7 protein-coding genes and 1 pseudogene are annotated in these 7,684 nt (G+C 70.1%); all 8 read left to right on the top strand.

The features are described 5' to 3' along the window. Positions 1-594 (top strand): ABC transporter permease (locus tag GTY56_RS33050; protein WP_161368960.1); only part of this gene is annotated, 594 nt, incomplete at its 5' end. Further along, the gene (locus tag GTY56_RS33045; RefSeq protein WP_161368959.1) at positions 591-1,973 is read left to right on the top strand and encodes an aminotransferase class III-fold pyridoxal phosphate-dependent enzyme; all 1,383 of its coding nucleotides are present in this window, start codon (positions 591-593) and stop codon (positions 1,971-1,973) included. The genes GTY56_RS33050 and GTY56_RS33045, both read left to right, overlap by 4 nt. Positions 1,974-1,996: 23 nt before the next feature. Next, positions 1,997-2,950 (top strand): succinylglutamate desuccinylase/aspartoacylase family protein, encoded by a 954-nt coding sequence (locus GTY56_RS33040; protein WP_161368958.1) that lies wholly within the window; start codon positions 1,997-1,999, stop codon positions 2,948-2,950. After that, positions 2,947-4,422, top strand: coding sequence for an aldehyde dehydrogenase family protein (locus GTY56_RS33035; protein ID WP_161368957.1), 1,476 nt, complete (start codon positions 2,947-2,949; stop codon positions 4,420-4,422). Before GTY56_RS33040 ends, GTY56_RS33035 begins: the two co-directional genes overlap by 4 nt. Further along, positions 4,419-5,357, top strand: a complete 939-nt coding sequence (locus GTY56_RS33030) for an aldo/keto reductase (RefSeq protein ID WP_161368956.1) — start codon at positions 4,419-4,421, stop codon at positions 5,355-5,357. The genes GTY56_RS33035 and GTY56_RS33030 overlap by 4 nt, the downstream gene beginning before the upstream one ends. 47 nt (positions 5,358-5,404) lie before the next feature. Continuing rightward, the gene (locus tag GTY56_RS33025; protein ID WP_033314654.1) at positions 5,405-6,070 is read left to right on the top strand and encodes a haloacid dehalogenase type II; all 666 of its coding nucleotides are present in this window, start codon (positions 5,405-5,407) and stop codon (positions 6,068-6,070) included. Positions 6,071-6,119: 49 nt separating this feature from the next. Continuing rightward, positions 6,120-7,403: an NAD(P)/FAD-dependent oxidoreductase gene (locus tag GTY56_RS33020; RefSeq protein WP_161368955.1), complete on the top strand. Its 1,284-nt coding sequence runs from the start codon at positions 6,120-6,122 to the stop codon at positions 7,401-7,403. A gap of 90 nt (positions 7,404-7,493) precedes the next feature. Continuing rightward, positions 7,494-7,684, top strand: a pseudogene (locus tag GTY56_RS33015) (lyase family protein); the annotation flags it as partial.

The raw sequence follows: 7,684 nt of genomic DNA, 5'->3' as shown, positions 1-7,684 counted from the left end.
ACCGCCCTGGTCCGCAGCGAACTCCCCCTGCGCTCCGCGGTGTTCGCCCTGGTCCTCGGGCCGCTGGTCATCCCGCAGATCGTCACCGCGCTGGGTCTGTTCCTGTTCTTCGAGCCGGCCGCGATGCTCGGCAGCCCCATCGCGATCGCGTTGGGCCACACCGTGCTGGCCTCACCCATCGCGGTGCTCATCCTGATCGCGACGCTGCGCGGGATCGACGAACGCCTGGAGGACGCCGCGGCCAGCATGGGCGCCGGGCGCCTCACCATCGCCCGGAAGATCACCTTCCCGCTGGCGGCACCCGGGATGATCGCGGCGGCGATCTTCTCCTTCATCACCAGCTTCGACGAGTTCTACATCTCCCAGTTCCTGTCCTCGGTCGACACCGTCACTCTCCCCGTCCAGGTCTACAACTCGCTGACCTTCGAGATCGACCCCAGCGTCACCGCGGTCAGCGCGATCCTCATCGCCTTCGCCATCCTCGCCCTGGGCCTGGTCGCCCTGGTGCGCTGGCTCGGCTCCGGACGACAGGACTCCCTGCTCTCGGTGGAGAACACGGTCGGCGTCGCCACCCCGGGAGGCGAAGCCGTATGACCACCGCCGCCGCTCAGCTGACCGCGGCCACCGCTCAGCGACACCTGCTGCTGCACATGACCGCCAACGGATCGCTCGGCGACGAGGGCGAAGACCTCCTCGTCGTCCAGCGAGGCGAAGGCCCGTACGTCGAGGACGCGGACGGCAGGCGCTACATCGACGGCCTGTCGGGGCTGTACTGCTGCCAGCTCGGTTACTCCTACGGCGGTGAGTTCGCCGAGGCGGCCGAACGGCAGCTGCGCGAACTGTGCTACAGCCCGCTGTGGACAGGGTCCGCACACCCCTCGGCCGTCGAACTCGCCGAGCGGCTGTCCCGGATCGCCCCCGTCGACGTCGAGCACACCTTCTTCTCGAGCGGCGGCGCCGAAGCCGTCGAGACCGCCTGGAAGATAGCCCGCCGCTACCACGCCCTGCGCGGCGAGCCGGGCCGCACCAAGGCGATCGCCCGGCGCGGCGCCTACCACGGCCTGACCATCGGCACTCTGTCGTTCAACGACGACCCTGGCCTGACGGAGCCGTACGGCCCACCGGCGATCGACACCCGGTTCGTGTCGAACACCAACCGCCACGGTCTCGCACCGGAGTTCGCGGACGACGAGGTGTACACGGCATGGCTGCTCGCGGAGTTGGAGGCCGCGATCCTGACCGAGGGTCCCGAGACCGTCGCGATGCTCATCGCCGAGCCGGTGCAGAACCGGGGCGGCTGCATCACCCCGCCCCAGGGTTACTGGCAGGGGTTGCGGGCGCTGGCCGACCGGTACGGCTTCCTGCTCGTCGCCGACGAGGTCATCACGGCCTTCGGCCGGATCGGTGAGTGGTTCGGCGGGGACCGCTACGGCGCCCGCCCGGACATGGTCACCGTCGCCAAGGGCATCACCGCCGGATACGCCCCCCTGGGCGCGACCTTGGTCGGCACCAAAGTCACCGAGGTCATCAACCGGCCCGGCGCGGTCCTCAACCACGGCTACACCTTCGCCGGACACCCGCTGAGCACGGCCATCGCCCTGCGCAACCTTGAGATCATGGAGCGGGACCGCATCCTGGACAACGTCCGCGGTCTCCAGGGCGACCTGGCCAAGCGCATGGCGGCCCTCAAGGACCTGCCGATCGTCGGCGACGTCCGCGGCACCGGGTTCTTCTACTCCTGCGAACTCGTCGGCGACCTCGACGACGGCGCCTTCAGCGCCAAGGCCCGGACCGAGCTGATCGGCGATCTGATCCCGCGTCGATTGCGCGAGGCAGGCCTGCTGGCCCGCGTCTACAACCGCTCCGCACCGCTGGTCCAGATCGCGCCCCCGCTGATCAGCGACCGCGCCCTCCTCGACCGTATCGCCGCGATCATCGCCGGCACCCTCGCCGAGGCGTCGTCCCGCATCTGATCCACGTATTGGGAAGGAACCACATGTACTCCATCGGTCCGCTGACCGTTGCCCCGGGCGAGCGTGCCCACGGCCTCATCCCGGTCGGCACCAGCAGCTACGGCGTGGAGCTCGGCATTCCGCTGATCGTCGTCAACGGCGTCCAGGACGGCCCGGTCCTGTGTGTGGACGCGGGCGTGCACGGCGACGAGTACGACGGGCAGGAGGCCATCCGCCGTGTGCTCGCCGAGATCGACCCGGCCACGCTGCGCGGCACGATCGTCGGCATCCCCTGCCTGAACACCCCGGCCTTCGAGGCGGCCGCCCGCGCCAGCGGCATCGACCACCTCAACCTCAACCGGATCTTCCCGGGCGACGCCGAGGGCTCGTACTCGCAGCGTCTGGCCGCCACCTTCGTCGAGCAGGTCGTGCCGGCCGTCGACGCCGTGGTCGACCTGCACACCGGCGGCGCCTACGGCGAGATCGCCCCCCTCGTCATCCTCCAGGGCGGGTACGAGAACCTGGCGACGGACCTGGCCCTGGCCGCCGGGCACGAACTGGTCTGGAAGGGCGGCAAGTGGGGCGGCACGGTCCGCCACCCCGTCCTCGAAGCCGGCAAGCCCGCCATCACCATCGAGTGCGGCGGCGCCACCTACCGCGAGACCAACGTCGAGCACCACATGCACTCGATCCGCAACATCCTGCGCAGCCTCAACATGATCGACGGCGAGGCGGAGCTGCGTGACAGCTACACGACGGTCTCCGGAACCTTCGCCCGCTCCGCCTCCGGCGGCTTCTTCGTCGCCCGCGCCGAGCCGGGGGAGACGTGCAAGGAAGGCGATCTGATCGCCACCATCACCGACCATTACGGCACCACGCTGGAAGAGGTCACCGCGCCGCAGGACGGCATCGTGCTCTGGGTCCGCCGGATCCGCACGGTCCGCCCGGGCGACGAGGTCGTCATCTTCGGCGAGGTGCTGGGGGAGATCCAGCCATGAGCGACGCACTGCAGCTGACCCAGATGCAGCTGACCGAGTTGCTGATCGACGGCAAGCACCTCCCCGCCGCCGACGGACGTTCCTTCACTGTCCTCGACCCGTCGAACGACACGGCCATCGCCCAGGTGGCGCTGGCCGGCAAGGCGGATGTGGACCGGGCGGTGGCCGCCGCGCGCGCGGCGTTCACGGCGCCCGAGTGGGCCGGGCTGCGTGCCGCCGACCGGGGGCGCATCCTGTACCGGATCGCGGAGGCCATCCGCTACCAGGGCGAACGTCTGGCCCGCCTGGAGAGCCAGGACGTCGGCAAGCCGCTGCGCCAGGCGAAGGCGGACGTCGAAGCGGCCGCCCGCTACTTCGAGTTCTACGCGGGCGTGGCCGACAAGCTCGGCGGCTCGACGATCCCGCTCGGTCCCGGCCTGATCGACTACACCGTGCGCGAGCCGATCGGTGTCTCCGGCCACATCATCCCGTTCAACTACCCTCTCCAGAACACCGCGAGGGGCTCCGCGCCGGCGCTGGCCGCGGGCTGCACGGTGGTGCTCAAGCCGTCCCCCGAGGCACCGCTGACCCCGCTGGAGATCGGCAGGATCGCCCTGGAGTGCGGTCTTCCGCCGGGCGTGCTGAACGTCGTCCCCGGTGACGGGGAGACCGGCGCGGCCCTCGCCGGCCACCCGGACATCGACCAGGTCACCTTCACCGGTTCGGTGCCGACCGGCATCAAGGTCGCCCAGGCGGCCGCCGCCAACGTGGTCCCCTCGGTGACGGAGCTGGGCGGCAAGTCCCCGGTCGTCGTCTTCGCCGACGCCGACTTCGACGCGGCGCTCGGCGCCGTCGCCGCCTCCGCGTTCGGCAACGCCGGGCAGACCTGCTCCGCCGGCACCCGGCTGCTGCTCCAGCGCGGCGCCGAGGAGTTCCTGGACAAGCTCGTCGCGCACGCCGCCTCCCTCAGTGTCGGCCCCGGTCTCAGCGACCCGGACGTCGGCCCCCTCGTCGCCGCACGACAGCGGGACCGGGTCCTCGGCTACCTGGAACTGGCCCGCGAGGAAGGCGCCGTGGCACGGGCCGGCGGAGGCGCCCCCGCCGACCCCGAACTCGCCGACGGCTACTACGTCCAGCCGACGGTCCTCACCGGACTGGACAACCAGGCCCGGTGTGCCCGCGAGGAGATCTTCGGCCCCGTCGTCACGGTCATCGAGTTCGACGACGCGGACGAGGCACTGGAGATCGCCAACGACAGCCCGTACGGCCTGGCCTCGTACGTGTGGACCCGCGACATCGACAAGGCGATGCGGCTGGCCGAGGGCATCCGGGCGGGCCAGGTCTATGTCAACGCCACCGGCGTCGGCACCGGCGTCGAGCTTCCCTTCGGCGGCTACAAGCACAGCGGCTGGGGCCGGGAGAAGGGCCTCGAAGGCCTGGCCAGCTACCTGCAGACCAAGAACGTCTGCATCGGATTCGGGAACCGGTCATGAGATACCGCCCGCTCGGAGAGGGCGGCCCGACCGTCTCGGTGGTCGGCGTGGGCGGGAACAACTTCGGCGCCCGCCTCGACGAGGACGGCACGAAGGCCGTCGTCCACGCCGCGCTCGACGCCGGGATCACCCTGTTCGACACCGCCGACATGTACGGCGGGTCCGGCGAACGGGGCGGTTCCCGCGGCGACGGTGAACGGCTCCTCGGCGCCGCGCTCAAGGGCAGCCGTGACCACGTGGTCCTGGCCACCAAGTTCGGCATGGAGATGAGCCGGGAGGCCGACCTGTACGGTCCGCGTGGATCCCGCGCCTACATCCGGTACGCGGTGGAGGCGTCACTGCGCCGGCTCGGCACCGACCGGATCGACCTTTATCAGTACCACGAGCCGGACGGCGTCACCCCGCTGGAGGAGACCGTCGCCGCGCTCCAGGAGCTGGTCCACGAGGGCAAGATCCGGTACATCGGTTGCTCCAACCTCCCGGCCGAGCAGGTCTCGGGCGCCTTCGTGTCCACCCAGGACCGCTACCACCTGCTCGACCGCGGCGTTGAGCAGAACCTGATCCCGGCCTGCCTGCGCCACGGCGTCGGTCTACTGCCGTACTACCCGCTGGCGAACGGCCTGCTCAGCGGCAAGTACCGGCGCGGCGAGGAGCCCCCGCCCGGCAGCAGGCTGTCCTGGCGGCAGGGCTGGCTCACCGATGCGGCCCTCGACAAGGCCGAGGCGCTCACCGCCTACGGCGCCGAGCGTGGCCTGACCCTCCTCCAGGTGGCGATCGGCGCCCTGGCGGCCCTGCCGGCCGTCGGCTCCGTCATCTGCGGCGCCATGACTCCGCACCAGGTCACCGCCAACGCGGCGGCGGCCGACTGGATACCGAGCCCGGCCGACCTGGCCGTGCTCGACGCGATCGTCGCCCCCGGCGAACGCGTCGTCTGAAGCCCCCCACCCCTGTTGAGAGAACCGCGAGAGCAAGGCTGGACACCATGCGAGAGATCGTCACCTTCGACGCCTACGCCACCCTGATCAACTTCGAGCTCGGTCCCACCACCCTGAAGGTCCTGGAGGACCGGCTCGACCTGGACAACCTGGATGTCGACGAGTTCCTCGACGACTTCCGCGTGATGCGCTTCCAGGCCGTCCTGGAGGCCTACCGCCCCTACCACGAGGTCCTGCACTCCAGCCTGCGCAACGCCATGCGCCTGCACGGCCTGGAGTACCGCGAGACCGACGGCGAGGCCCTCGTGGACGCCGTCCCCACCTTCGGCCCCTGGCCGGAGGTCCCGGACGCCCTGCGGAAGCTGAAGACCAAGTACGAGATCGCCATCATCTCCAACTCCGACGACAACCTGATCGCGCGGAACGTCGAGAACATCGGCGTCGAGTTCGACTACGTCATCACCGCCCAGCAGGCCGGTGCCTACAAGCCGGACCGCCAGACCTTCAAGCACGCCTTCCGGACGATGGGTGTCGAGTCGTCGCAGGTCATCCACGTCGCCCAGGGCTGGGAGTACGACCACATCCCGACCCGCGACCTGGGCCTGAAGCGCCGGGTGTGGATCAACCGCTACGGCCGCAAGGGCAGCGCCGACTACCAGCCGTACGACGAGCTGCCCGACCTGTCGGGCCTGCCGAAGCTCCTCGGCTGCTGACCGACGGCGCAACCGGCGAAACAGACAGAGAACACAGAGGACGCACGCCATGAAGCAGATCCCCTACTGGATGGACACAGCCCCCGCCCTGCCCGACCGTTCCGGGAAGGACCTGCCCGACGAGGCCGATGTGGTGGTGATCGGCGGCGGCCTCACCGGCCTGTCCACCGCCTATCACGCCGCTCGCAAGGGTGCCCGGGTCGTCCTCGTCGAGAAGGACCAGGTCGGTTCGGGTGCCTCCGGGCGCAACGGCAGCCACTGCAACCCCGGCATCACCATCAGCCCGGCCCAGGCCCGCCAGCGCTACGGGCAGGAGCGTGCTCGCGAGCTCTACGACGCGTTCCGCTACGCTGTGGACCTCGTCGAGGAGATCGCGGTCAGGGAGAACATCGACTGCGACTTCCACCGTGCCGGGCGCCTCGGCTTGGTCTGCAAGCCCAAGCACCTCGAGGGCATGCACGCCAAGCAGCGCGACCTGGCCGAGAACTTCGGCCACGAGACGGTCGTCCTGAGCAAGAGCGAGCTGCGCGCCGAGCTGGGCTCGGATCATTACCACGGCGCCCTGCTCGACCCGCTCGGCGCAGCTCTGCACGTGGGCAAGTTCGTCGTCGGCCTGGCGGACGCCGCCGAGCGTGCCGGTGCCGAGATCCACGAGCGCAACGCCGCCACCGGCCTCACCCGCCTCCCTGGCGGTGGTTTCGTGGTGGAGACCATGCGCGGCACCATCCGTGCCAAGCAGGTCATGGCGGCGACGGATGCCTACACCGACAACGCGATGTCGTGGTTCCGCAAGCGGCTGATCAACGTCGGCAGCTTCATCATCGTCACCGAGCCGCTGGGGGAGGCGCGCGCCAAGGAACTCATCCCCAACGGCCGCCTGCTGGTCGCCCACAAGAACGTCGGCAACTACATCCGTCTCACCCCCGACAACCGCCTCGCCTTCGGCGGCCGGGCCCGCTTCGCCCCGTCCAACCCGGCGTCCGACGTCAAGAGCGGTGACATCCTCAAGCGGGAGATGACGGAGATCTTCCCGCAGCTGGCGGGGGTGCGCATCGACTACGTGTGGGGCGGCATGGTCGGCTTCTCCTGGGACCGCATTCCGCACGCGGGTGACGTCAACGGCCTGTACTACTCGATGGGTTACTGCGGCCACGGCGTCCAGATGGCCACGTACATGGGCCGCGCGGTCGCCGAGATGATGGACGGCAATCCGGAGGCCAACCCGATGCGCGGCTTCGGCTTCCCGAAGGTGCCCGTCCCCTTCTACAACGGCACACCCTGGTTCCTGCCGTTCGGCGGCGCCTACTACAAGGCGAAGGACCGCCTGCTCTGAGCCGGTACCGACACAGGTGACACCACGGGGGCCTTCCACGCAGCGGCGCGGAAGGCCCCCACCCTTCCTCCCGAGAGAGACCCCCAGCCCATGACCGCCGCCACCCGCTCCGAGCACGATCTGCTCGGTGACCGTGACGTCCCCGCCGATGCCTACTGGGGAGTTCACACCCTGCGGGCCACGGAGAACTTCCCCATCACGGGCATGACCATCTCCGCGTACCCGCATCTGATCGACGCCCTTGCCGCGGTCAAGGAGGCCGCCGCCCTCGCCAACGAGGA

Source organism: Streptomyces sp. SID5643 (assembly GCF_009872555.1).
Classification (GTDB): Bacteria; Actinomycetota; Actinomycetes; order Streptomycetales; family Streptomycetaceae; genus Streptomyces; species Streptomyces iakyrus.
The sequence above is the reverse complement of the archived record's forward strand: the minus strand, read 5'-3'. Positions and strand labels throughout refer to the sequence as shown.